Source organism: Streptomyces sp. ISL-98, assembly GCF_018614055.1.
Classification (GTDB): domain Bacteria; phylum Actinomycetota; class Actinomycetes; order Streptomycetales; family Streptomycetaceae; genus Streptomyces; species Streptomyces spiramyceticus.
This window is the reverse complement of record NZ_JAGGPB010000058.1, coordinates 94,505-116,796: the sequence shown is the minus strand read 5'-3', so window position 1 is coordinate 116,796 and position 22,292 is coordinate 94,505. Positions and strand designations below refer to the sequence as shown.

Annotated in this window: 21 protein-coding genes; 11 read left to right on the top strand and 10 right to left on the bottom strand. The window is 68.8% G+C overall.

Features of this window, described 5'->3' with window-relative positions:
* The 8 genes from J7I98_RS32900 to J7I98_RS32865 are packed head-to-tail and all read right to left on the bottom strand — an operon-like array spanning position 1 to position 8,591.
* Positions 1-1,755 (bottom strand): biotin carboxylase N-terminal domain-containing protein, encoded by a 1,755-nt coding sequence (locus J7I98_RS32900; protein WP_214928716.1) that lies wholly within the window; start codon positions 1,753-1,755, stop codon positions 1-3.
* Between the two features lie 16 nt (positions 1,756-1,771).
* Positions 1,772-3,337: an acyl-CoA carboxylase subunit beta gene (locus tag J7I98_RS32895; protein WP_214928715.1), complete on the bottom strand. Its 1,566-nt coding sequence runs from the start codon at positions 3,335-3,337 to the stop codon at positions 1,772-1,774.
* Complete coding sequence (locus tag J7I98_RS32890; RefSeq protein ID WP_214928714.1) at positions 3,301-4,002, bottom strand: 4'-phosphopantetheinyl transferase superfamily protein; 702 nt, start codon at positions 4,000-4,002, stop codon at positions 3,301-3,303. The genes J7I98_RS32895 and J7I98_RS32890 overlap by 37 nt, the downstream gene beginning before the upstream one ends.
* A complete protein-coding gene (locus J7I98_RS32885; protein ID WP_214928713.1) occupies positions 3,989-4,933 on the bottom strand; it encodes an aromatase/cyclase in 945 nt (314 codons plus the stop codon). The genes J7I98_RS32890 and J7I98_RS32885 overlap by 14 nt, the downstream gene beginning before the upstream one ends.
* Positions 4,934-4,952: 19 nt before the next feature.
* Positions 4,953-5,738, bottom strand: a complete 786-nt coding sequence (fabG, locus tag J7I98_RS32880; protein WP_214928712.1) for a 3-oxoacyl-ACP reductase FabG — start codon at positions 5,736-5,738, stop codon at positions 4,953-4,955.
* A gap of 25 nt (positions 5,739-5,763) precedes the next feature.
* Positions 5,764-6,027 (bottom strand): acyl carrier protein, encoded by a 264-nt coding sequence (locus tag J7I98_RS32875; RefSeq protein ID WP_214928711.1) that lies wholly within the window; start codon positions 6,025-6,027, stop codon positions 5,764-5,766.
* A gap of 36 nt (positions 6,028-6,063) precedes the next feature.
* Positions 6,064-7,296 (bottom strand): ketosynthase chain-length factor, encoded by a 1,233-nt coding sequence (locus tag J7I98_RS32870; protein ID WP_214928710.1) that lies wholly within the window; start codon positions 7,294-7,296, stop codon positions 6,064-6,066.
* Positions 7,293-8,591: a beta-ketoacyl synthase gene (locus J7I98_RS32865; protein ID WP_214928709.1), complete on the bottom strand. Its 1,299-nt coding sequence runs from the start codon at positions 8,589-8,591 to the stop codon at positions 7,293-7,295. The genes J7I98_RS32870 and J7I98_RS32865 overlap by 4 nt, the downstream gene beginning before the upstream one ends.
* 281 nt (positions 8,592-8,872) lie before the next feature.
* On the opposite strand from J7I98_RS32865, the gene J7I98_RS32860 reads away from it, so the two are divergent.
* From J7I98_RS32860 to J7I98_RS32830, 7 genes are all read left to right on the top strand, one after another.
* Entirely contained in the window at positions 8,873-10,498 is a 1,626-nt protein-coding gene (locus tag J7I98_RS32860) for an alpha/beta hydrolase (RefSeq protein ID WP_214928708.1), read from the top strand.
* A gap of 111 nt (positions 10,499-10,609) precedes the next feature.
* Complete coding sequence (locus J7I98_RS32855) at positions 10,610-11,089, top strand: MarR family transcriptional regulator (RefSeq protein WP_308378021.1); 480 nt, start codon at positions 10,610-10,612, stop codon at positions 11,087-11,089.
* A 69-nt stretch (positions 11,090-11,158) separates the two neighbouring features.
* On the top strand, positions 11,159-11,662 hold the full coding sequence (locus tag J7I98_RS32850) for a hypothetical protein (RefSeq protein ID WP_214928706.1): 504 nt from the start codon (positions 11,159-11,161) through the stop codon (positions 11,660-11,662).
* A 14-nt stretch (positions 11,663-11,676) separates the two neighbouring features.
* Positions 11,677-12,483, top strand: a complete 807-nt coding sequence (locus tag J7I98_RS32845; RefSeq protein ID WP_214928705.1) for an SDR family NAD(P)-dependent oxidoreductase — start codon at positions 11,677-11,679, stop codon at positions 12,481-12,483.
* Complete coding sequence (locus tag J7I98_RS32840) at positions 12,470-14,023, top strand: NAD(P)/FAD-dependent oxidoreductase (RefSeq protein WP_214928704.1); 1,554 nt, start codon at positions 12,470-12,472, stop codon at positions 14,021-14,023. Before J7I98_RS32845 ends, J7I98_RS32840 begins: the two co-directional genes overlap by 14 nt.
* A 14-nt stretch (positions 14,024-14,037) precedes the next feature.
* The gene (locus J7I98_RS32835; RefSeq protein ID WP_214928703.1) at positions 14,038-14,916 is read left to right on the top strand and encodes an AfsR/SARP family transcriptional regulator; all 879 of its coding nucleotides are present in this window, start codon (positions 14,038-14,040) and stop codon (positions 14,914-14,916) included.
* Positions 14,882-15,595, top strand: a complete 714-nt coding sequence (locus J7I98_RS32830; RefSeq protein WP_251021544.1) for a siderophore-interacting protein — start codon at positions 14,882-14,884, stop codon at positions 15,593-15,595. Before J7I98_RS32835 ends, J7I98_RS32830 begins: the two co-directional genes overlap by 35 nt.
* Before the next feature lie 8 nt (positions 15,596-15,603).
* Here J7I98_RS32830 and J7I98_RS32825 read toward each other — a convergent pair whose 3' ends face one another.
* Positions 15,604-16,437, bottom strand: coding sequence for an AfsR/SARP family transcriptional regulator (locus tag J7I98_RS32825; protein WP_214928722.1), 834 nt, complete (start codon positions 16,435-16,437; stop codon positions 15,604-15,606).
* 243 nt (positions 16,438-16,680) lie between these two features.
* On the opposite strand from J7I98_RS32825, the gene J7I98_RS32820 reads away from it, so the two are divergent.
* Positions 16,681-17,607, top strand: a complete 927-nt coding sequence (locus tag J7I98_RS32820) for an MBL fold metallo-hydrolase (protein ID WP_214928701.1) — start codon at positions 16,681-16,683, stop codon at positions 17,605-17,607.
* A 21-nt stretch (positions 17,608-17,628) separates the two neighbouring features.
* Here J7I98_RS32820 and J7I98_RS32815 read toward each other — a convergent pair whose 3' ends face one another.
* Entirely contained in the window at positions 17,629-18,696 is a 1,068-nt protein-coding gene (locus tag J7I98_RS32815) for a DUF2235 domain-containing protein (RefSeq protein WP_214928700.1), read from the bottom strand.
* 128 nt (positions 18,697-18,824) lie between these two features.
* Here J7I98_RS32815 and J7I98_RS32810 point away from each other — a divergent pair, with 128 nt between their 5' ends.
* The 3 genes from J7I98_RS32810 to J7I98_RS32800 are packed head-to-tail and all read left to right on the top strand — an operon-like array spanning position 18,825 to position 22,257.
* Positions 18,825-19,994, top strand: a complete 1,170-nt coding sequence (locus J7I98_RS32810) for a caspase family protein (RefSeq protein WP_214928699.1) — start codon at positions 18,825-18,827, stop codon at positions 19,992-19,994.
* Positions 19,991-21,229 carry a hypothetical protein gene (locus J7I98_RS32805; RefSeq protein ID WP_214928698.1) on the top strand — a complete coding sequence of 413 codons (1,239 nt, stop codon included), beginning with the start codon at positions 19,991-19,993 and terminating at the stop codon, positions 21,227-21,229. The genes J7I98_RS32810 and J7I98_RS32805 overlap by 4 nt, the downstream gene beginning before the upstream one ends.
* Positions 21,226-22,257 carry a ComEC/Rec2 family competence protein gene (locus tag J7I98_RS32800; protein ID WP_214928697.1) on the top strand — a complete coding sequence of 344 codons (1,032 nt, stop codon included), beginning with the start codon at positions 21,226-21,228 and terminating at the stop codon, positions 22,255-22,257. Before J7I98_RS32805 ends, J7I98_RS32800 begins: the two co-directional genes overlap by 4 nt.
* Positions 22,258-22,292: the final 35 nt, after the last annotated feature.

Sequence of the window (22,292 nt, the reverse complement as noted above, 5' to 3'; positions counted from 1 at the left end):
TCAGTCCTTGATTTCGCAGATGGTGGCGCCGGAGGTGACCGAGGCGCCGACTTCGGCGGCCAGGCCCTTGACGGTGCCGGAGCGGTGCGCGTTCAGCGGCTGCTCCATCTTCATGGCCTCGAGTACGACGACGAGGTCGCCCTCCTTGACCTCCTGGCCCTCCTCGACCGCGACCTTGACGATGGTGCCCTGCATCGGGGACGCGAGGGTGTCGCCGGAGGCGGCCGGGCCGGACTTCTTCGCCGCACGCCGCTTCGGCTTGGCACCCGCGGCCAGGCCGGTACGGGCCAGCGTCATCCCCAGCGACGAGGGCAGCGAGACCTCGAGCCGCTTGCCGCCGACCTCGACGACGATCGTCTCGCGACCGGCCTCGTCCTCCTCGGTGTCCGCACCGGGCACCGAGAACGCCGGGATGGTGTTGACGAATTCCGTCTCGATCCACCGGGTGTGGACCGTGAAGGGGTCGGAGGTGAACGCGGGGTCGGCGACGACGGCGCGGTGGAAGGGGATGGCGGTGGCCATGCCCTCGACGTTGAACTCCGCCAGAGCGCGGGCGGCGCGCTGCAGTGCCTGTTCGCGGGTGGCGCCGGTGACGATCAGCTTGGCCAGCAGGGAGTCCCAGGCGGGGCCGATCACGCTGCCGGTTTCGACGCCGGCGTCGAGGCGGACGCCGGGGCCGGAGGGCGGTGCGAAGGCGGTGACGGTACCGGGGGCGGGCAGGAAGCCGCGGCCGGGGTCCTCGCCGTTGATGCGGAACTCGATGGAGTGCCCGCGCACCGCGGGGTCGTCGTAGCCGAGCTTCTCGCCGTCGGCGATACGGAACATCTCGCGGACCAGGTCGATGCCGGTGACCTCTTCGGAGACCGGGTGCTCGACCTGCAGGCGGGTGTTGACCTCCAGGAAGGAGATCGTGCCGTCGACGCCGACGAGGAATTCGACCGTGCCCGCACCGACGTAGCCGGCCTCGCGCAGGATCGCCTTCGAGGCGGCGTACAGCTCCTGGTTCTGCGCCTGGGACAGGAACGGGGCCGGTGCCTCTTCCACCAGCTTCTGGTGGCGGCGCTGCAGCGAGCAGTCACGGGTGGAGACGACCACGACATTGCCGTGGGCATCGGCCAGGCACTGCGTCTCCACGTGCCTGGGCTTGTCGAGGTAGCGCTCGACGAAGCACTCCCCGCGGCCGAACGCGGCCACCGCCTCACGCACGGCGGAGTCGTAGAGCTCGGGGACCTCTTCGAGGGTGCGGGCGACCTTCAGGCCGCGCCCGCCGCCGCCGAACGCCGCCTTGATCGCGATCGGCAGCCCGTGCTCGCGGGCGAACGCGACGACCTCCTCGGCCCCCGAGACCGGGTCGGGGGTGCCTGCGACCAGCGGGGCACCGGCACGCTGGGCGATGTGCCGGGCGGCGACCTTGTCACCCAGGTCACGGATGGCCTGCGGCGGCGGGCCGATCCAGGTCAGACCCGCGTCCAGCACTGCCTGGGCGAACTCGGCGTTCTCGGAGAGAAATCCGTACCCGGGATGAACCGCGTCCGCTCCCGAGTCCTTGGCGGCCTGCAGCACCTTGGCCATGTCCAGATAGCTGGCGGCCGGGGTGTCACCGCCCAGAGCGAACGCCTCGTCCGCGGCACGGACATGCAAAGCGTCCCGGTCCGGATCGGCGTAGACGGCTACGCTCGCGATCCCGGCATCCCGGCAGGCCCGAGCAACGCGGACAGCGATTTCGCCACGGTTGGCGATGAGCACCTTGCGCACGATGGTCGCCTGCCCGTCACATCGGAGGGTTGCCGTGCTTGCGCGCCGGCAGGTCGGCGTGTTTGCCGCGCAGCATCGCCAGGGAACGGATCAGCGCCGACCTCGTGTCGCGCGGGTCGATGATGTCGTCCACCAGGCCCCGTTCCGCCGCGTAGTAGGGGTGCATCAGCTCGGTCCGGTACTCCTTGATCTTCTGCTGCCGTACGGCGTCGGGGTCGTCGGCGGCCGCGATCTCACGGCGGAAGATGACATTCGCCGCGCCCTCGGCGCCCATCACCGCGATCTCGTTCGTCGGCCAGGCCAGCGAGAGGTCGGCGCCGATGGAGCGGGAGTCCATGACGATGTACGCGCCGCCGTAGGCCTTGCGCAGGATGAGCTGGACGCGCGGCACGGTCGCATTGCAGTACGCGTACAGCAGCTTGGCGCCGTGCCGGATGATTCCGCCGTGCTCCTGGCCCACCCCGGGCAGGAAGCCCGGCACGTCCACGAGCGTCACCAGCGGGATGTTGAACGCGTCGCAGAGCTGCACGAACCTGGCTGCCTTCTCGGAGGCCTCGATGTCCAGCACACCGGCGAGCGACGCCGGCTGGTTGGCCACGATGCCGACCACATGGCCGTCCAGCCGGGCCAGTGAGCAGAGGATGTTCGTCGCCCAGGCGGAATGCACTTCGAAGAACTCGCCGTCGTCGACGATCTCCTCGATCACCGTCCGCATGTCGTACGCGCGCTGGGGGTCCGGAGGCACCAGGTCCAGCAGTGCGTCCGTGCGCCGGTCGGGCGGGTCGTCGCACCGCTGGGCGGGCGGGAGTTCACGGTTGTTGCCGGGCAGGAGCGAGAGGAGGAAACGTACGTCCTCCAGGCAGGACTCCTCGTCGTCGTACGCGAGGTGCGCCACACCGGAGGTGGCCGCGTGCACATCGGCGCCGCCCAGACCGTTCTGGGAGACCTTTTCGCCGGTGACCGCCTGGACCACGTCGGGACCGGTGATGAACATCTGTGCGTTGCCGCGGACCATGAAGACGAAGTCGGTCAGCGCCGGTGAGTACGCCGCACCGCCCGCGCACGGGCCGAGCATCACCGAGACCTGCGGGATCACCCCGGAGGCGCGGGTGTTGCGCATGAAGATGCCTCCGTAGCCGGCGAGCGCCGAGACGCCCTCCTGGATACGGGCGCCCGCTCCGTCGTTGAGCGACACGAGCGGCGCCCCTGCCGACACGGCCATGTCCATCAGCTTGTGGATCTTCTCGGCGTGGGCCTCGCCCAGCGCGCCGCCGAAGATCCGGAAGTCGTGGGCGTACACGAAGACCGTCCGCCCGTACACGGTGCCCCAGCCGGTCACCACACCGTCCGAGTGCGGGCGCCGGCGCTCCAGGCCGAAGCCGGTGGCGCGGTGCCTGCGAAGTGCCTCGACCTCGGTGAACGAACCCTCGTCGAGCAGCAGTTGGATGCGCTCGTGCGCCGTCAGCTTGCCCTTGGCGTGCTGACGCTCGGTGGCGGCCGGATCGGGCCCCTGCCGGGCAGACTCCTTGAGCTCGTCGAGCTCCATCAGCCTTTCGTGCAATGTCCGTTCGACGGTAGGCATGGCGTGGCCTTCCTTTCGGTGACATGGACGGTCGGTGGAGGGGTGCCGGCTCCCCGGAGGGCACACGCCAGCACGTATCCCGCAGGGCCCGGCAGTACGGCTCCCGACAGTTCCGGGGCCCCGGGCAGCGCGCTCAGCGGCCGGGCGGACGCCGGCGGTGTGCCCGGCGGCGGGGCCCCGACCGGACGGCGCAGACCGCCGCCGGCGAGCCCCAGCCCGAGGGCCTTGCCCACGGACTCCTTGCGCGTCCACAGATCCAGCAGTCCGACGGGACGCAGCGCGGGCGGGAGTGCCCGGACCCAGGCCGCCTCGTCCGGGGTGAACCACCGTTCGGCGAGGGTGTCCGCGTCGAGCGGCCGCACGGCCTCCACGTCCACCCCGACCCCGGACACGCCGTCGCGCGGCCGGGAGACCGCCACCGCCACCAGCCCCCGGGTGTGGCTGACGCTCGCGAGGAGCCCCTCGGCCGCCCCGGACAGCTCCGGGGCGCCCGAGGCCGCCCGGCCGATGCGTACGTCGGCCGGGAACACCCCGGCCACTTCTGCGGCGGTGCTCCGCAGCAGCGCCCTGGCGTGGTCGCGGGGGGCCGACCCTTCGGCGTACGACCACCGGACGGTGACGGCGGCGTCCATCCCGGCCCGCTCGGCCCGCTCAGAGCCTCGCACGGGCCGAGCGGTCCTCGGCGTACGCTTTGGCGTGCTCCAGGGTGATCCTGCTGTTTCCGCTGAGTGCGATACGGGCGAACTCCCGGGCATCGGCCACCGTGGCGGCCTCGCCGAGGATGCCCGCCACGGCCTCGGGCCGTATCGCCACGGTGTGCTGGGAGGTCACCGCGACGCCGCCGCGGACGGCGGCCACCCGCCACTCGCCGGTGTGAGCCGTCATCAGCATCGGCACGACGACCTGCTTGTAGACGATGCGTTCGTCGGTGAAGCAGACCCGCACCGACTTGGTCGTGTGCATGGCGCCGTCGGTGGTGATGGTGTCCATCTCCATGACCTGGACACCCTGCTCGTCTTCCGTGAGGTCCATCCGGGCGACGTGCGGCAGCCGGTCCGGCCACTCCTGGGCCCGGTACAGGAAGTCGTACACATCACTGACCTCGCCGTCCACGACCACCGTGTCCTCGAAGGTCAGCCGCAGCTCGTCCTGGTCCGCCGCCCGCTCCGCCAGAGCCTTGAGATTGGCGAGCTCGGAGCGGCTGTTGCGGTCGGTGACCTCGGTGATCCATGCCAGGCCTTCGGGGTCGTCCTCGACCGCGCGGTAGCTGTGCTCCAGGACGACCTCGGTGCCGCCGTCGGGGAGCGCCTTGATGACCCAGGCGCCGGACATCGCGGCGACCGGCGGCTGGGACACTTCCTGCCGGAAGGTGATGCGCAGGCTGCCGGGGTCCAGTTCCCGCCGCGAGGTCCAGGCTTTGACCTTGTCGCCGGCCACCGCCCAGATCCGGATGCGTTCGCTCGATCCGTCCTGTCCGAGCTGTTCCACGTGGACCGTGGGATGGAAGTTCACGGGCCACAGCGCCGTATCGGCGAGGAGCTCGTACACGGTCCGGGGTGCGGCTGCCACGGTGACGGTGTGCTGTACGTCATTCATCGTTCGTACGTCCTTCGCGTCAGTAATTGCCGAGCCCGCCGCATACGTTGAGCGCCTGTGCGGTGATGGAGGCCGCGATGTCCGAGAGCAGATAGCCGACGAGCCCGGCCACTTCCTCGGGGGTGGAGTAACGGCCCAGCGGAATCTTGGTCTCGAACCGTTCGAGCACCGCCTGCTCGTCGGTGTCCCAGATCCGGGCGTAGTTGGTGCGCACCTGCTGTGCCATGGGCGTCTCGACATAGCCCGGGCAGACGGCGTTCACGGTGATCCCGGTCTTCGCAAGCTCCAGGCCCAGCGCCTTGGTGAATCCGACGACGCCGTGCTTGGACGCCGAGTAGGGGGCTCCCAGGACGACGCCCTGCTTGCCGCCCGTCGAGGCGATGTTGACGATCCGGCCGGTCTGCTTGTCCCTCATGCCGCCGGTGGTGAGCACTTCGCGCGTCATCAGGAATACGCCGTTGAGGTTGGTGTCGATGACGTCGTACCAGGTCTCGTCGTCGAGGTCGGCGGTGACTCCGCCGCCGCTGCGTCCGGCGTTGTTGACCAGCGCGTCGATCGTTCCGTACCGGCGCACGGCGGCCTCGATGAAGGCGCGCACCTCGTCGCGCGAGCGCACGTCGCAGCGTGCCCCGTCGACGTCGAGTCCGCGTTCGCGCAGGTCCTTGATGCAGACGGCCAGGTCCTCCTCGTGCCGTGCGCAGATGAAGACCTTCATGCCTCGCTGGGCGAGACTCTCGGTCACGGCGAGGCCGATTCCGCTGGTTCCGCCGGTGACGACCGCCACGCCGGCGCTGTCGTTCGCCATGATGTCTCTCCTCTTCCTTCGGTGTTCAGGAGCCTGCGGGTACGGGCTCGTTGGCCAGCTTCAGGAACTGCCGCGGGGTCTCGGCCTCGCCGACGGCGTCGTCGGAGAGTTTGGCGCCCAGCTCCCGCTCGATCCGGCCCGCGACTTCGAGCAGGGCCAGGGAGTCGTAACCGAGCTCGGCGAACGGGGTGTCGAGGATGTCGCCGTCGAGGTCGACGCTCTCGTCCTCTCCGGCGGCCTCCCGGAGAATGCGCGTCAGGTCGGTCAGGGTGAGTTCACGTGTTGCCATGGTGAGGTCCTCGCTCTCGGGTCGTCGTCGGGCGGATCAGTGGGTGTCGGGTGCGCGCAGTACGAGGGCCGCGTTGAAGCCGCCGTGGCCGCGGGCGACCACCAGTGCTGTGCGTACGGTCATTTCGCGCGCGGTGTCCCGGACGAGGTCGACGGGGCAGTCGTCCGCGCGCTCCGGCACGTGCAGAGTGGGCGGTACGATCCCGTCCCGCATGGCGAGCAGTGCCGTCGCCACATCGAGGGACGCCGCACCCGAGTACAGGCGGCCGGTCATCGTCTTGGGCGCGGTGACCGGTACGGCCTCGGGGCCGAACACGGCGGCCAGGGCGTGGGCTTCGGCCCGGTCGAGGTCGCGCACTCCGGCCGCGTCCGCGAAGACCACGTCGATGTCCGAGGGGGCCGCCGCCGCGTCGGCCAGTGCCAGTTCGACGGCGCGGCGCAGGCCCGGTTCGCGGCCGGTGTCGGGCGCGGGGTCGAAGGTGGCGCCGTAGCCGGCGATCGTGCCGTAGCTGCGTGCGCCGCGTTCGCGGGCTCTGGTCTCGCTTTCCAGGACGACGAGCGCCCCGCCCTCGCCGGGTACGTGCCCGTCAGCGGAGACGTCGAAGGGTGCGTACGCGCGCTCCGGGTCGGTGACGCGGGTGAGGCGTCCGGTGGTCATCTGCGAGACCAGGCCCCACGGGCTGAGGGAGGCGTCCACGCCGCCGGACACCACCAGGCCGGTGCCCTTGCGTATGTGGCGCCGTCCGTGTGCGAGGGCGTCCAGGCCGCCTGCCTGGTCGGTGACCAGGACTCCGCTGGGGCCGCGCATGCCGTGCCGGATGGAGATCTGGCCGGTGTTGACGGCGTAGAACCAGGCGAACGACTGGTAGGCGCTTACGTACTCGGGGCCCTTGCTCCACAGTTTCTGCAGCTCGTTCTGGGCGAACTCGAACCCTCCGGAGGCGCTGGCGGTCACCACGCCCATGTCGAACTCCGGCATCGCCGCCGGGTCCACACCGGCATCCGCGAGTGCCCAGTCCGAGGCGGCCAGAGCCATCTGCGTCATCCGGTCGGTCTGCGGGAGCATGCGGTTCGACAGGTGGTCGGAGGCGTTGAAGTCGAGGACTTCGCCTGCGAGCGGTGAGGGGTAGCCACTGGGGTCGTAGCGGCTGATGCGGTCGATGCCGCTGATGCCCTTCAGTGTTGCCGTCCAGAACTCCTCGGTGCCGAGGCCGTTCGGCGCGACCACGCCGAGGCCCGTCACCACTGTGTTCTCGGTGCGCGTGGTCATGCCCCGGTCCTCTCCTCGGGACGGGTCAGCACCATGGCGCTCTGGAATCCGCCGAATCCGCTGCCAACTGTGAGGGCGGTGTCCACGCGCTGTTCGCGGGCCACCAGGGGTACGTAGTCCAGGTCGCACTCGGGGTCGGGCGTGTGCAGGTTGGCGGTGGGTGGCACCACACCGTGTTCGATGGCCAGTGCACAGGCCGCGATCTCGATGGAGCCGATCGCTCCGAGGGAGTGGCCGACCATCGACTTGATCGAGCTGACCGGCACGTCGTACGCGTGGTGCCCGAGACTGCGCTTGAAGGCGGCGGTCTCGTGCCGGTCGTTCTGCTTGGTGCCGGAGCCGTGCGCGTTGATGTACGACACGTCCTCGGCGTTCATCCGGGCCTCGGCCAGGGCGGTGTCGATGGCGACGGCCATCTCGCGGCCGTCCGGGCGCAGTCCGGTCATGTGGAAGGCGTTGCAGCGGGACCCGAAGCCGGCGATCTCGGCGTAGATGTGGGCGCCGCGCCGGCGTGCGTGCCCGTATTCCTCCAGGACGAAGACGGCGGCCCCTTCGCCGAGTACGAAGCCGTTGCGGCTCTTGTCGAACGGCCGGGAGGCGTGTTCCGCGTCCTCGTTGCGGGGCGTGGTCGCCTTGATGGCGTCGAAGCAGGCGACCGCGATGGGTGAGATCGGGGCGTCGGTGGCGCCGGCGACCATGATGTCGACGCTGCCCTCGGCGATGAGTTCGCGGGCGTAGCCGACCGAGTCGATGCCGGAGGTGCAGCCGGCCGATACGACGGCGGCGGGGCCTTCGGCGCCGACGGCCCAGGCGACCTCGGCGGCCATGCTGCTGGGCACGAAGTGTCCGTACAGATGGGGCACTCCGTAGGAGTTGTCGACGAGCCACTTGCGTCCGCTGTCGCTCAGGACGACGTACTCCTCCTCGAGGCCCATCGTGGCGCCGACCGCGCTGCCGATGGTCACGCCGATCCGTGCCGGGTCGGGGCTGCCGAAGTCGAGGCCGCTGTCCTGCACCGCTTCCCGGGCCGATACCACCGCGAACTGGGCCGCCCGGTCCATGCGGCGGATCTCGCGGGGCGTCAGGCCCTGGTGGGCGGGGTCGAAGGTGCACTCGGCCGCCACCTGGGAGCGGAACGGCGCGGGGTCGAAGTAGGAGATGCGTCCGGTCGCGGTGCGACCCGACGTGATGAGGTCCCAGAACGCTTTGGTGCCCGTGCCTCCGGGCGCCACGACACCTATGCCGGTGATGACCACCCGGCGCTGGGCGCCCACAGCTGAGTCCGTCGCTGACATGTCGGCTGCCTTTCGTGGATGAGTCCCTCGTGGGACGTGGAGCTACCGTCGGCGTCACGCAGGCCGGGCCGGCTGCCGCAGAATGTCGCGATCCCGCCTCAAGGACGGCTCAAGGAACGCCGAAAAGTCCCCCCGGACGGCTTCGGGAGGGCGTCCGACCTGGCGTGGAGTCGGCTTGAGCCGTCTTCGAGCCGTCCTTGAGCGGGGCTTGAGCCGGGCTTGAGAACGTCTCTCCCGTTACCGCTCCGAGACCGGCACCATCGACGCGATGTGAGGACTCCTTGAACACGCACACGGCATCCGGAGAGAAGAGTTCCGTCGTCAACTCCGTCGTCATCGGAGTTCCGGCCGAGCGCCTCTGGCGCTCCTGCACCGACATCGAGCGCTGGCCGAGCATCTTTCCCACCACCCGCGAGGTCCGCCGTACCGAGGTCGGCGCCCATGAGGTGGTGATGGACATGGTGGTCTCCAACGAGCTGGGCGAGAACACCGTCCGCTCCCACCGGCGGTACCGTCCCGAGCAGCTCGGTATCGACTTCTCGATGGTGACCCTGCCGCCGGCCATCGCCTCGATGGAGGGCAGCTGGGCCATTGAGCCGGCCGAGGGCGGCGCCCGGCTGGTCGTCGTGCACGACTTCGTTCCCCGCGATTCCGGCGCGGAGAGCGCGGCGGGCCTCGCCGGTGTGCTGTTCCGGACGACCGAGAACGTACTGACCATGCTCAAGGAGTGGCTGGAGGCCGACCGGGACCTCGCGATGGACGAGGCCGCCGCGCGTGACGGCCTGCGCGACGCCTGGGGGCCGAGGAACAGCGGCAACGGGGTGTCGGCGGAGACCTTCGAGAACTGCGAACTGTTCTTCAGCCGGCTCGGCCTGGCCGGGCTGGACTGGGGCGACATCACCATGGTGCTCAAGGACCTGCGCAAGGAGAGTACGCACGACGACTGGGCCGACTGGCACCGGCGGTGGTCGGCGCTCGGGGTGCACTACGAGGGCCGCGAGGCCGAGGCCCTCGCGGCGGGCCATCTGGAGACCGCCCGCACCGCGAACCGCAAGGCCGCCGCCTGCCACCACTACGCGGAGTTCTTCTACTTCGACGACGCCGAGGCCAAGTGGGAGAGCCGGGACCACGTCACGGAGGTCTTCGAGCGCGGCATCCCGAATCTCAACGAGGTGGTGCACCGGCTGGACATCACCCACGACGGCCTGGACGTCCCCGGCTACCTCATGCTGCCGCGCGGGGATGGCCCGTGGCCGTGCGTCGTGCTCGTCAACGGTCTCGACTCGGCCAAAGAGGTCGAACTGTACGCCTTCGCCCGGGAGTTCATCGCCCGCGGCATGGGCGCGGTCGTCTTCGACGGCCCGGGACAGGGCGTGCACATCGGCCGGACTCCGATGTCGGTCGACTTCGAGCGCGTGGTCGGCGCGGTGATGGAGCAGGTCGTACGGCGGCCTGAGGTGGACGAGGACCGGATGGGGATCTTCGGGGTGAGCTTCGGCGGTTATCTCGCCGCGCGCGCCGCCGCGACGGTGCCCGGCTTCCGGGCCTGCGTCAACCTGTCCGGCGGCTTCGACCACGACAGCTACGACGACGTCAACGCGATGGTGAAGAAGGACTTCCGCTTCGTTTTCGGCCAGGCCGACGACGACGCCATGGGCGAGCTCGCCCGTACGTCGCTGAACCTGCGGGACATCCGGCCCCTGCAGATGCCGCTGCTCGCCATCCACGGGGAGCTCGACACGATCATCCCGCTCGATGCCTGTGAGCGGATGCTGGAGTGGGCCGAGGGGAAGACCGAACTCATCCTCTACCCCGGTGAACGCCATGTCGCCACGAACTACTTCGGGGACTTCATCCCGCGGTTCTGCGACTGGATGGCCGAGCAGCTGGGCGTCACGGGGCGCTGAATCCGAGCGACTGAATCCGGGCGTCGGCGCGCGGCGGCCTCGTCTCGATTGACATACATAGCAAGCTATGGGCTAATCGATTCCAGGACAATGCCGCGTTCGGAGGTGGCCGTGACGAGCAGGCCTGAAGGACTGTCGATCCCGTCAACTGCACAGCTGACCCGGGAGACATCACTGGGATACCAGGTGAACCACCTGGCTCGCCTTCTCGAACGCGCGCTGCGGATGCGGACCGAGCCGTACGGGGTCGTCCCGGGCCAGTTCGCCCAGCTGCTCGCGCTCTACGAGCAGGAGGGCCTCACGCAGCGGGAACTGTGCGAGCGCGTACAGATCGAACAGCCCACCATGGCGTACACCCTCCAGCGGATGGAACGGGACGGACTCGTCCATCGCGTTCCCGACCCTCGCGACAAGCGCCAGGCTCAGGTGCTGCTCAGCGACCGCGCCCGTGAACTCCAGGAGCCTCTGATCGCCGCCGCGCACGAGGTCAACGACCTGGCGACGCGAGGGCTCGACCCGCAGGAGGTCACCGCCCTCCTGAGCGCGATCACGCGGGTCATCGAAAACCTGGAGTCGACCGCACCTCGATGAACCGCACCTCGATGAACCGCGCCTCGGTGAACCGCACTCGGTGAACCGCACCTCGATGAGGAGAAGACCGTGAAGTCCCGCGTACACGCCATCGCCGGAATCCTCGCACTGACGCTGATCTCGCTGTTCTTCACGTCATCGGTCGTCGTCGAGATTTTCGGCGACGACGATGCTGTCGCGCTGGTCAAAACGGTCGTCGTCGGCGCCCTGTTCGTGCTCGTGCCGAGCCTGGCGATCACCGGCGGCACAGGCCGCTCCCTGAGCGGCGCGCGTCGCCGCGCCCCCCTCATCCAGCGCAAACAGCGCCGGATGGCGGGGGCCGCGGCGATCGGGCTCACGGTGCTCGTGCCCTGCGCCGTCATCCTCCAGTCGCTGGCCGCCGACCGCGACTTCGGTACCGCGTTCGCGGTCGTCCAGGGCATCGAACTCGTCGGCGGCGCTGCCAACATCACGCTCCTGAGCCTCAACGTCCGCGACGGGAGGCTGCTCACCGCGGCCTCCCGTCGCCGCAAGGCCGCGGCCGCACAGGCCCCGGCAGTGAACGACCCGGATCCGAGAACCGCCAACTCTTAGGAGGACTGCCGAAGATGACAGTGGCAGGAAAGGTCGCACTCGTCACCGGGGCGAGTGAGGGAATCGGTTACGCCATCGCCGAAACGCTGGTGGCCGCAGGCGCACACGTCGTACTGACAGCCCGGCGCGAGGGGCCGCTGGCGGCCGCCGCCGGGAAGCTCGGCCCGTCGGCCGCCTGGATCGCGGGTGACATGGCGGAGGCCGATACGGCCGAGCGGGCCGTGGAACACACGGTCGGCCTGCACGGTGGCCTGGATCTGCTGGTCTGCAATGCCGGCATCCTGATCCCCGGAGCACTCGCCGAGCAGCCCATGAGCGAGGCAGACCGGGTCATCGCGGTCAATCTCCGCGCCACCATCGCCATGATGCAGGCCGCCGTACCGGCGATGGCAGCCCGCCCGGATGCCTCCGCCGTCGTCATCTCGTCGTCCATCGGGCGCCTGCCCACGGCCGGAATGGGCGTTTACGGGGCCACCAAGGCGGCGCTGCACTACCTTGTCCCCACCTGGGCGATCGAGCTCGCGCCGCAGGACATCCGGGTCAACGCGGTGTGCGCGGGCATCACCGAGACGCCCGGCCTGCAGGTGGGGGCCCAGCACATTCCGGGTCTGCGGCAGGCGGTGGTCGCGACGAATCTGATCAAGCGGATCGCCACCGCGGACGAGATAGCCAAGCCCGTTGTCACCCTGCTGGACAGCGCGGTCAGCGGGTATGTGACCGGGTCGGTCTGGGACATCGACGGCGGTTTCCAGCGTGATCGCAGCGGCGCCGCCCAGGCGCCCGAGACCGTACGCGACGGGACGTCCCATGGCGCAGCATGACGTGGCTCAGCATGACGTGGTGGTCGTCGGCGGCGGTCACAACGGTCTGACGGCCGCCGCCTACCTGGCCAAGGCCGGCCTGGACGTCCTCGTACTGGAAGCCAAGGACTATGTCGGCGGCGGAGTGATCACCCGCGAAGTGACCCTGCCCGGATTCCACCACGATCTGCACGCGATCGCGCACATCTTCATCCAGGGCAATCCGCTGATCCGCGACGACGAACTGGGCCTGCTGTCCAAGTACGGCCTCCAGTACGTCTATCCGGACCCGAGCATCGCCGTCACGTTCCCTGACGGCGACTACATCGCCTTCTACCGGGACGTGCACAAGACGGCGGAGACGATCGCCAGGATCTCGCCCCGGGACGCTGAGAGTTATCTGCGCTTCCACCGGTTCGCCGATCAGCTGCTCGACATGCTTATGGCCGGCCTCTTCGAACCGCCGCCTCCACTGGGCGAGTTCTTCGGACAGCTGGACCAGAGCGAGGTCGGCCAGGAGCTGCTCCGCATCCTCATGATGAGCTATCTGGACGTCGTCAATGAGTGGTTCGAGAGCCCGAAGGTCCGGGCGGCGCTCGCCCGGTGGGTCTCGGAGATCCTCGCGGCGCCGGAAGAGGGCGGCACCGGCGCGTTCCTGCTGATGATGGTGCCGGTCATTCACCGGTACGGTCTGGGCTATGCCGTCGGCGGCTCCGGATCCCTGACAACAGCGCTGGTCAGGGCCTTGGAAGGGCTCGGCGGAACGATCCGGACCGGGGCCCGGGTCGAGCGGTTCCTCTTCACCGGGGACCGGGTCACCGGAGTCGTACTGGCGTCGGGTGAGCGCATCGAGGCCCGGCGGGCCGTGGTGGCCGACCTGAACATCAAGCAGCTTCCCGAGATGGTCGATCACCGCTTCGGGGCCGACTGGGAACGCAAGGTGAAGCGCATCAAACCGGTCAGCTTCGCCCTGCTGACCGGGCATCTGGCACTCAGCGAAGCACCGGTGTTCACCGCGGGGCCCGAGGTCGGCAGCGCCGGATTCCAGGAAATCGCGGTCCCGCTGCCCGAGTTGATGCAGACCTTCGACGGTCTGAAGTACGGCGTCCCGGTCAGCAACATCCCGAGCATCGCGGTCGCGAGCGCCTGGGACCCGACGCGGGCGCCCGCCGGCCGGCACACTCTTTACCTGCTGAGTTACGCACCCCTCGAACTCGACCGGGGAAGCTGGGACGAGCGCAAGGAAGAGCTCTTCGACCGGGTATTCGACACCTTCTGCGGTCTCACGACGAACATGAGCCGCGACAAGGTGCTCGCCAGGGTGATCGACAGTCCGGTGGACGGCGAGCGGTTCAACGCGTCGTGGCCCAGTGGCGATCCGGGGCACTTCGGTTCGCAGCTCTTCCAGTTCATGGGCTACCGGCCCATGCCCAACATGGGATACCGCCTGCCCGCGGAGGGCTTCTACCTGGTGGGTCCCTCCACACACCCGGGCTCCGGCGTCACCGGAGGAGCGCGCGCCGGCGCCCGGGCCATTCTGCGGGACCTTGGGTTCCACTGAGCGAGGAGAGCGAAGTGGACATAGGAATTCTCGGCCCTTTGACGGTTCAGTGTGCCGGCGGGCCGGCTGTGCCCAGTGCGCCGAAACCAAGACAGCTGCTCGCCCTGCTGGCAGCGCGGGCGGGCCAGGTGGTACCGGTGGATCTCCTGGTGGACGAGCTGTGGGAGAGCAATCCGCCGAGCAGTGCGCTGACGGCCGTCCAGACGTACATCGTGCAGTTACGGCAGTTGCTCGCCAGGACTCTGAAGACCAGCACCGACGAGGTGGCCCGGGACGTGCTGCCCTTCGCCGGTTGGGGGTACTGCCTGGCCGTCGAACCGGGAAAAGCCGACACCCATGAGTTCAGCCACTGCGCGAGACTCGGCCGGCGCGCACTGCTCAACGGCGAGAACGAACGGGCGTCCGTGCTGTTGCGCCGGGCGCTGCGGGTCTGGCGCGGCCCGGCGCTCGCGGACGTCCGCATCGGGCCGCACCTGCTGGCTCACCGGACCAGTCTGGAGGAGAGCCGGCTCAGCGTCATCGAGCAGCGCTTGGAGGCAGATCTCCGGCTGGGCCGCCACATTGAACTGATCGGCGAACTGTCCGGGTTGGTTGCGCGGTACCCGCTGCACGAAAACTTGTGTTCACTCTTCATCATTTCGCTCTACCGGGCCGGCCGGCCCGCTCAGGCCCTCGACGCCTTCGAGTCGTTGCGGACCGCTCTCCGCGAGGAGCTGGGAATGGATCCTTCGTCGCGCGTGCGTCATCTCAAAGAGGCCATTCTCGATGCGGATCCGTCGATGACATCCGGAAGGTATACAGATGGCCCCCGAATCGAGCTCGACCCGCCGCCGCCCGGCCGATGTTCTCCTCGACCCGTTGCTGGATCTGTTCTTCGTACGCGGACTGGTTGAGCACCTTGAACAGGCCACGCCCCGCATGCGTCTGATCCGCATCGGCGGCGCGGGTGTACGGGGGCTGAGCTGGACACCCGGCCAGCACGTGCGCGTCCACGTGAAGGATCCGCAGGCGCCCGTCTGGGCCGGACTGCTGCGCGATGTGCTGCGCTCCTATTCGGTCTGGTCGTACGACGGGGAGCGGCTGGAATTGTGCGTGCTCGACCACGGGGACGGCCCCGGTGCCCAGTGGGCCGGGGCTCTCCGCCTCGGGGACGAGGTCGCCTTCCGTAAACCCGAGGGCCGGTTCGTCACCGTCGACTCCGCCGCGTACCACGTGTTCGCCGGGGAGGAGACCGCGTCGGTGGCGATCGGCGCGATGCTGCGGGGTCTCCCGGACGAGGCGCGCGTCCATGGGGCCGTCGAAGTGGCGGGGCCCCAGGACCGGCTGCCGCTGCCGCGGGGGGCTGAACTGGCGTGGCAGTACCGGGGGAATGCGTCCGCGGCCGCGTCGGAGTCGCTGGTGGCGGCCGTGCGCGCGCTGGAGCTGCCGGACGAGCCCGGCGCCGCCTATCTGGCCGGTGAGGCTCGTACCTGTCAGGCCATCCGCGATCAGCTGGTGAAAGAACGCGGATGGCCACGACGGTCGGTCCTCGTCAAGCCGCACTGGGCGCCGGGAAGGCGCGGGCTCGAATAAGGCCTGATTCAGCGGGCGCGTCCCGACGGGAGCTCTAAATCCAGCCGAAAGAGCTTCGACCGGTTTTCCGCTTCCAGCGACGGATCGGCCGCCAGGACGGCCTGCTGCAGTTTACGTATCCGCAATGATGGTTCTATGCCCAGCTCGGCCCGCAGGTTTTTCCTGAGATCCCGGAAAACGCCGAGAGCTTGCGCCGGCCGGCCCGCCCGGTAGAGCGAAGTCATGAATAGAGCATGAAGGTTCTCGTGCAGTGGATGCTGCAGGACGAGCCCGGACAGCTCACCGATCAATTCGTGATGATGCCCGAGCCGAAGGTCTGCCTCCACCCGCTGCTCGACCGTGACCAGGCGGTATTCCTCCAGATTTATGCGGTGCGCCAGCAGGTGCGGTCCGAGCCGGACGCCCGCGAATGCCGGGCCGCGCCACATGCGCAGTGCCTGCCGCAGCATCACCGACGCCTGGTTGTTCGCGCCGCTGTTCAGCGCCTCGCGCCCCGACTCGGCGCATCGCAGGAACGCGTGCGCGTCATGCGTCGCCGAGCCCGCCACCAGGCGGTATCCCCAGCCGGTGAACGGCAGTACGGTGCCGGCGACTTCCGCCGGGCTGAGCTGGAGCGCACCGGCCAGTGCCCGCCGCAGCTGCACGACGTACGTCTGCACGGTCGTCACCGCGCTCGCCGGTGGCCGGTTCTCCCACAACTCGTCGATCAGCAGGTCCATGGAGACCACTTCGTCCACCCGGGCCGCGAGCAGCGCCAGCAGCTGCCGCGGCTTGGGTGCCGTGGGCGCGGCGTCACCCCCGCCCGATCGCACGACCAATGGACCTAGAATCCCTATGTTCATTCTGCCCCCCGTGTAATCTTGCGCGGCCGTCGGAAGCGAAATCGCCGACGCCGTAACGAATCTACCGACTCGCACCGTCCCAGCGTATGCCAAGTCCTTTCGGACAGAGACTGCCTACGTAAATCCAACGTTAATGCAGTACTTAATTGCAGACGGTGAAACCTTCCTGCCGGCTTGACTGATCCTGTGGCGACTTGGGACAGGCTCGTCAGATACGGCCGAGCGAGAGGAAGCAGACGGATCATGGCCAATTCTGTGCACGCGCATGTCATCACGCCCAGGGTCGAGCAAGTGGCTGAAGGTGTGTACGCCTATGTGCAGCCGGACGGCGGCTGGTGCTTGAACAACGCGGGCATCGTGGTCGGAAGCGAAGGCACCGTCCTCATCGACACCGCCGCCACCGAGGCGCGAGCCCGCATGCTGCACGAGACGGTTTCCGGCCTCAGCCGACGCCCCGTCGGCACTCTGGTCAACACCCACAGCCATGGCGACCACACCTTCGGGAACCACCTCTTCGCGGAGAACGCCACGATCGTGGCCCATGAGCGGGCAGCGGCGGAGATGGCGGAGTACGGCCTGGCCCTGACCGGCCTGTGGCCGGGGGTGGAGTGGGGCCGCATAAAACCGACCCTGCCCGGTGTGACGTTCCGGGACCGGATGACGCTGCCGGCCGTCGGCACGCGGGTGGAGTTGCTGCACATCGGCCCGGGCCACACCGCGGGCGACACCGTCGTCTGGCTACCCGGCCAACGGGTGCTCTTCGCCGGGGACATGGTCTTCTCCGGCGCGACCCCTTTCGTGCTCATGGGTTCGCTGACCGGCTCGTTGCAGGTGCTGGACCGGCTGCGCGCCCTCGATCCGCTGCATGTCGTACCCGGACACGGACCGGTGGGCGGACCCGAACTGCTCGACAAGAACGCGGACTATCTGCGTTACGTCCGAGACCTCGCTCGTACGGGTATCGCCGACGGCGTCGCCCCTCTGGACCTGGCACGTGCCGCCGGCCCCGGTCCGTACGCCCAACTGCTCGACAGCGAGCGCCTGGTGGGAAATCTGGCCCGCGCCTACGCCGAGGAGTACGGCACTCCGGCCGCCGCGCCCCTGGACGTGCAGGCCGCCTTCGCGGACATGGTCACCCTCAACGGCGGCCTCCCCCACTGCGGAGCCTGACCGGACACCCCCTAGCCCGCCCTACGTACCGAGGCGTGCGGTGAGCCAGTCCTCGTCCGCCCAGACCGCGGTCTCCGGGATCCGGTCCCTGTACGCGGGGTCGCTCGCGAGACGGAACCGGACGCTCTCGTGCACCTTCGCATCCCGCGGGAGCCGCCGGCGCCGGTACGTGAGCAGAGCCCAGATCAGGCCCATGCGGTGAACCTTTCCGAGGGCATGGTCGGCGTCGACGGCCAGGATCTTCCGGTATGCCTCGGGCTTGAGCAGGAGACCGGCGTCGAGCGCGCCGTCCACGATCCATTTGAGCGCGATGGTGGGCAGCCTGGGGTCGTCGTCGAACGTACCGCCGACGTCGGAGTGCACTCCCGCGAACCACACCTCTTCGATCACCGGTGGCGGCGTCTTTGTCGGCGGGGTGACCAGGGGGGTGACCAGATACTCGCCGTACGGGCGGCGCTTCTCGTCGATGGACACGGCGTGGCGGACGCGGCGCACGTTGGGGATCTGCCGGGTGTAGAGCCATCGCAGGTTCCAGCGGAGGATTCCTGCGGCCTTCACCGAGTCCCATACGCCCATGTAGTCGACGGGGATGCCGGTCCGCCCACCCACCGGGTGACTGAACGCCCCGGCGAATCGGTGCAGTTGGTCCCAGTCCTCTTCCTTCCACGTCCTGTTCTTGGCGTAGACGGAGATGGCGTACGGAACGAGGTTCTCCATGCCGGGGCGCAGCAGTCCGGTCGCCTTCAGCAGGCCCGCGAGCGCGCGGGCCGTATACGCACCGCGGCTGAAGCCGAACACGAAGAGCCGGTCGCCGGGCTCGTAGTGCTGCATCAGGTAGGTGTAGACCTCGCCGAGATTGACCTTCAGGCCGGAGCCGAAGGCCAGCCCGGCCAGCTTCGACAGCCGGCGGCTCACGGGTGACCACGCGCCGGCGGCCGAGAAGGTGCCCACACCGGGGTCGTAATAGGCGATCTGCCGCGCCGGATCGTGAAGATCCAGCATTTCGTAGAGCCGTACTACGTTGGTGTTTCCCTTCGCTTTCAACTGGTTTCCGGTCCCGTCCAGGCAGACGACGATGTTCTTTGCCATCACAGTCTCCAAGATCCCGGCATTACTCATATAGTAGAAGTAATTCTCCCAACTGGCCTGCTGGTACGAGGGGCCGGCCCGGGCCCGCAGTGTCGTGCCCGCGGTTTCGTGGCGCAAGCGGAGGATCAATGGCCGGTTTCGCGATCCACCTGGACGAGAGCGTCGGTCCTCCCTGCACTCACGCACTGGTCATCGGGGTGGGAAAGTATCCGCATCTCGCCGGTGGCGAGGCACCGGCCGCAAACCCCGACGGGATGAAGCAGCTCTCCTCTCCGCCCCTCTCGGCCCGCGCGTTCGCGACGTGGCTCCTCGACGAATACGACAACCCGCAGAAGCCGTTGGGCAGCCTCGCCCTGCTGCTGAGCGAGGCGGCGCCGGGCCCGTTCCTGAATCCGAAGTCGGCGACGGCCCACAGCGTCGAGGTGGCGACCATCGACAACATCGTCAAGGCGGTCAAGGAGTGGAAGCGCCGGGGCGACAGCCACGACGACAACCGGCTGATCTTCTACTTCTGCGGCCACGGTGTCTCGCAGGGCGACGACATGACCCTCCTCGCCGCCGACGTCTTCGCGGACGAGGACAACCCGCTCAACGGCGCATTCGACTTCAGGCAGCTGATGAACGGGCTCAAGAAATGCAGAGCCGCCCAGCAGGTGTTCTTCGTGGACGCGTGCCGGGCGAATTCCGACGTACTCATCGAGCAGTTCGGCAGCTTCGCAGGCCAAGTGCCGCTCGCGGCAGGGAACCGCCCGGCGGAATTCGTCAGACGGCTGCACATTCCTTACTACGCCACACTGGACGGGGAGCGGTCCCACGCGCGTCGCGGCCAGGTCAGCCTGTTCACCGACGCACTGCTCAAGAGCCTCAGAGGCCCCGGCAGCGAGAACACCGGCAGCGGCTGGCGGGTCATCACATCCCGGCTTCACGAGGCGATCGACCACTACATGAAGAAGCCGCAATTCGCCGGTGCGATATCGGGCGTTCAGGTGCCGACCGTCGGCGAGATGCCCGTCTTCGACCTTCATCAGCTGCCGGACGTGCCGATTGTCCCGGTGTACGTCGGCTGCTTGCCGTCCGAGGACAACGCGGTCGCCGAATTCACGTGCCGGCAGCCGGGCCGCGCAGATCTGCGGCGCGCGGCGGCCGAAATCGACGAGGAGGACCCGACCCGCGAATGGTCTCTTGAGCTGACCTTCGGGAACTACGAGGTCGAGGCCAGGATCAGCGCCGAGGACGTGCGCGCCAGATCGATCGAGGCACGCCCTCCGTTCCGCCTCATAGAATTGGGCAAGCCATGAGCGCGACTCTCGGCGTGAGCGTCACCCTGCCGGCCTTCGAGGGCGATCTGGCCGACGGCGCGAAGGTCGTCGGCGACATCTACCCGGCCGGTGCCACGGGTGCGGCGAAACGCAGCATCCTGATTCCGTGCGGGAGTTCGGTCACACCGGAGCGGTACGACGTCGCACCGGGGCGCTACGTCGTGTCGGCGACTCTGCCGTCCGGAGCTGTGCTGATGGAGGACGTAGAGGCACTGGAAGGCCAGGAAACGCTCGTGGCCCTCGACGCGTCGGACTCGCCGTACGAAACGCATTCATGGCAGTACCTGATGGGCAATATCGAGACCTCGCGCGCCTACCACGCTGCCGACACCGCAGAGCTCCCCCGGGCCAGGCCGCCGAAGGCCACCTGGATCGGCCGGTCGAAGCCCAAGAGCTGGTCGTTCCAAGCCATGAACGCGCTGGTCACCGAGGCGGCGGACACCCCGCTCGCGGACCTGATCACCGACCTGATCGCGGAGGCGCCGCCGCAGGCCGTCCCCGAGCCCGACGCGACCGACGGCACCTCCCACCTGTTCCGCTTCGGAGCGGACGGGCCGGTGGCCGCGCCGGGCGGGCCCCACGGGAACCGGCAGTTCCTGCTCGTCGAGATGGCCGGCGCCGCGCACCTCGTCACGCTGCCCGCGCCCTGGGACGCCGCGAGGATCGAGGTCCTGGTCAACGCGCGCCACAGTCCGACCGGCAGTGCCGTCGCGGTGACCGTCCGCGATCCGGCCGTGGGCGCGGCCCTGGCCTACATGTCCCGTGGCGCTTTCGACACGGCCTCCAAGCTGTTCACCGACGTCGAGTCGATGCTCCGTGCCAAGAACCAGAACCCCCTCGCAGCGGCGGCCGGAGCGTACGTCCTGGTGGGAACCGGCCTCACGGACGAGCCGAGGCAGTGGGACTCCTGGCTGGAGAATCTGCGGGACTGGTTCGACTGGATGAGTGACGGGTCGGTGCTCCGGGCAACGCGCCGGCTTCGCCGGGCGGCGTCCGACGCCGACCTGCGGCAGGCGCGGGACGGACTGATCGAGGCCTACGACCGCGGCGTGCCGTTCTACACGCTCGGCTTGAGCTGGCTCGTGGACGGGCTGTCCGAATTCCCGCACGACCCGGAGTGCGTGTCGAGGCTCGAGCAGGCCCGGCGGCTCTCGTGGCGTGTCGACATGCGCGAGCCGTTCGTGATCGTCAGCCTTCGCGGGAGGCCGCGATGATTCGTCTCAGGATGCTGCCCGGCGAGGACGGCGACTGTCTGCTTCTGGAGTACGGCGACGGCGAGTTCGTCCGCCGGATGCTGATCGACGGTGGGCGCGCGGGTACGTATCCGCGGATCAAGTCCACGCTCGCCGGCCTCGACGGCCTGATCGACGTCCTCGTCGTCACGCATGTCGACCAGGACCACATCCTCGGTGTGCTGGCTCTGCTCAACGACGCGCAGCGGTCGGTGCGGTTCGGGGACGTGTGGTTCAACGGTTTCGACCAGCTGCTCGACGCGGAGGGATTCGGGGCCCAGGACGGTGAGAAACTCACCACCGCCCTCATGGAACAAAGGATTCCGTGGAACATCGCCTTCTCGGGCCGCAGTATCGAAGTCGGACGTCCGGTCGACTGGTTCGACGACGGGTCGACCATGGATGTGCTGTCCCCCGACCGCACACAGCTGGAGAAGCTGGCACCGGACTGGGTGGCCGAGTGCACCAGGCACGGCCTGATCCCGGGCAGGGATCCGATACCGGACGTCCCGGGCTTCGAGAGCTTCGGACCGGTCGACGTCGACGCGCTCGCCGCGTCGCCGTTCGAGCCGGACAGGTCCAAGCCGAACCGGAGCAGCATAGGGCTGCTGTTCGAGTTCGAGGGCAGGCGCATCGTCCTCACAGGTGACGCGGACGATCGCCGCCTGGTGTCGTCGATACGGCCACGCGCGCTCGAAGAGGGCGGCAAGCTGCGCGTGGACGCGCTCAAGGTCGCCCATCACGGCAGCGACCGCAACATTTCGAAGGACCTGCTCGACCTGATCGACTGCGACCGCTATCTGATCTCCACCAGCGGCGCACGGCATGCGCATCCCAACGAGATCGCCATGGCGCGGATCCTCAAGCACGGCGGCCCGCAGAAGGAGATCGTCTTCAACTACCGCGAGCGGGCACAGCTGTGGGACGTCGACGATCTGAAGACGAGGTTCGGTTACAGCGTGACGGCGCCGGCGCAGGAGGAGGACGGCTTCATCACTCTGGAGTTCTGACCCGTAGGCGTGCGGCTGCTGGGGAGCGGTTTCAC

Coding starts and splice junctions, on each gene's coding strand:
- J7I98_RS32810 (WP_214928699.1), top strand. CDS start 18,825: ATGGCCGGTTTCGCGATCCACCTGGACGAGAGCGTCGGTCCTCCCTGC.
- J7I98_RS32825 (WP_214928722.1), bottom strand. CDS start 16,437: ATGAACATAGGGATTCTAGGTCCATTGGTCGTGCGATCGGGCGGGGGT.
- J7I98_RS32895 (WP_214928715.1), bottom strand. CDS start 3,337: ATGCCTACCGTCGAACGGACATTGCACGAAAGGCTGATGGAGCTCGAC.
- J7I98_RS32805 (WP_214928698.1), top strand. CDS start 19,991: ATGAGCGCGACTCTCGGCGTGAGCGTCACCCTGCCGGCCTTCGAGGGC.
- J7I98_RS32865 (WP_214928709.1), bottom strand. CDS start 8,591: ATGTCAGCGACGGACTCAGCTGTGGGCGCCCAGCGCCGGGTGGTCATC.
- J7I98_RS32885 (WP_214928713.1), bottom strand. CDS start 4,933: ATGAATGACGTACAGCACACCGTCACCGTGGCAGCCGCACCCCGGACC.
- J7I98_RS32840 (WP_214928704.1), top strand. CDS start 12,470: ATGGCGCAGCATGACGTGGCTCAGCATGACGTGGTGGTCGTCGGCGGC.
- J7I98_RS32875 (WP_214928711.1), bottom strand. CDS start 6,027: ATGGCAACACGTGAACTCACCCTGACCGACCTGACGCGCATTCTCCGG.
- J7I98_RS32820 (WP_214928701.1), top strand. CDS start 16,681: ATGGCCAATTCTGTGCACGCGCATGTCATCACGCCCAGGGTCGAGCAA.
- J7I98_RS32815 (WP_214928700.1), bottom strand. CDS start 18,696: ATGGCAAAGAACATCGTCGTCTGCCTGGACGGGACCGGAAACCAGTTG.
- J7I98_RS32845 (WP_214928705.1), top strand. CDS start 11,677: ATGACAGTGGCAGGAAAGGTCGCACTCGTCACCGGGGCGAGTGAGGGA.
- J7I98_RS32870 (WP_214928710.1), bottom strand. CDS start 7,296: ATGACCACGCGCACCGAGAACACAGTGGTGACGGGCCTCGGCGTGGTC.
- J7I98_RS32800 (WP_214928697.1), top strand. CDS start 21,226: ATGATTCGTCTCAGGATGCTGCCCGGCGAGGACGGCGACTGTCTGCTT.
- fabG (WP_214928712.1), bottom strand. CDS start 5,738: ATGGCGAACGACAGCGCCGGCGTGGCGGTCGTCACCGGCGGAACCAGC.